Annotated in this window: 1 protein-coding gene; it reads right to left on the reverse strand. The window is 46.8% G+C overall.

Features of this window, described 5'->3' with window-relative positions; genetic code table 11:
* Positions 1 to 209: 209 nt before the first annotated feature.
* Complete coding sequence (locus ACRC27_RS13730; RefSeq protein ID WP_438640137.1) at positions 210 to 1,577, reverse strand: YagK/YfjJ domain-containing protein; 1,368 nt, start codon at positions 1,575 to 1,577, stop codon at positions 210 to 212.
* Between the last annotated feature and the right edge of the window lie 359 nt (positions 1,578 to 1,936).

Raw genomic sequence — 1,936 nt, forward strand, 5'->3', positions numbered from 1 at the left:
ACTCGGTAATGCTGATTCCGGTATTCATGAGCTCATAACGATACCGTTCACGCCACCATACCCAGTATTCGTACTTGGTCTTTGGTTCGTAATCCACGCACAAAAACAGTAGCGGTGATGGCAGTGGTTTACGTTTACGCTTTCTTAAATGCATCAGTGCATCTCCTATTGCTAACCAACCGCCGCGCAGCTGTAGGTATCAATGAAGATCACATCCAACGTAACAGGATGCTTGGGGTAATCAGCCCCTGAGAAAAATTCACCACGTAACGACGTAAGCTGGTTATCGGTACGTTATGCAGCTTGGCATAAGCGGCAACCGATACACCTTGCGGCCAATAGTCACGGTAATAACGCTTGGCATGTGCTTGCCATTCGGCACTCATCGGTTTACGGCGCAACTGTCGTTTGGCATCAGTGGTCTTGAGCTGGTGGATCGCCATGTACTCGTCTAAGCTCAATGAGGATTGCGCCCACTGCATACGATGTTTAGCCCAGAAAAGTTTCCTGATGCTCGGCACCTGCAGATCTCTGGTGTAATCCCTAAATTGCTGCGCTGTTAATCCGTAGCGTTCGCGATACTCTGCCGGTGATACGCCCTCGGTGAACGCTTCAAACAGGAAATTATGTCTATGCGCTTTTACATGCGCTGAAGCTGGGTGGCTTGCTGAACTCACCAACTCCGCCACGGCAGACCACTTGGTTTTACTCTTGGATGCTGACTTAACCGAATTTTGTTTTGCGTTCCCTTTTACGCTCTCTTTCAGAGCGTCATTCACCTGAACTTGCGCGACTGCCTGCAAGATAGCGTCAGCAATGGGTGGCATAGAGTCTTGCGGATCAGCACTGGCAACAGGCTCATGTAACTGCTGCTCAGATACTGCACAAACGAATGAAGGCAACACACCCTGCGTAAAGACGCTGTCGAGTAAGGCTGGACTTGTTTCAGATGCCAATGGTTCACTGTGCTCAGAGTGCACATCTGTTGCAGACATAGCAGGACTTGGACACTTGCCAGCACTTCGCACTCGGCCTCGTGATTTACGTTGACCAGCCGGTTTAAGCATGCTTTTACCAATACGTCGTACCGATGAATCAATCTCTTTGGTCTCTTTTTTCGCAAGATAGCTACAGCGACAAATCAGCTCAATCAGAGACTCAAGATCATCCCGTTTGACAAGGTAAGCCTGATTTTTAGGAAACCAGACGCGACCTTGGCTAACGTTTTGCCAGCAGCTCTCCACCAGCAAATTGATCTTATGAGGACTTTTTATCTTGTGGCCGCTAAACAGGAATACCGCGTGATAATGCGGATAACTTGACTTAACAGACTTCTCCCGTACCCAGCAATAGCCGAAAAATGACTCAGGGTACAACTTGCCAAACTCACGTTTGAATACCCGCAAGAAGTCACTCATCACTTGATTATTATGACTGCTCTCTTGAGCAGAAAAGTCATAGCGCACAGCAAATACACGTGAGCTTGCAACCAACGCACCATCAATGATCAGTTGGCAAATTTTCTTCATGATGGGCAGATCAAGCTCGCCATCCTCAGGCAAAACTGGGAACCACATCCCTCGATAGGGGAAACCACTTTTGGCTTTGGATGAATACTTGAACGCTGGTTTTCGGGGAGATCTGCCTTGCGGTATATTATTAATAACCGAGGTGTTACATTGTGCTAATTCTGGTGACATATAAAATAAATCAATGAGTTAAATCATTTATACTCATGAGCCATGCGCAAACAAAAGATAAGCTTTTGCTGCATCTTGTCTCACGTACGTCGAAGGCAAAAAAACAGGGCAGATAATCATATCTGCCCCATATTTTCTTACTTCGATGACAACGTCATTGAATTATCTTTATCTTGCAGCCAAGCGAGGTAATCACGCTTTTTCCAACCCACCGTTTTTCCGGCAAGCATTTTTGG

The sequence above is a fragment of the Plesiomonas sp. genome (assembly GCF_051650925.1).
GTDB lineage: Bacteria > Pseudomonadota > Gammaproteobacteria > Enterobacterales > CAMTGL01 > Plesiomonas.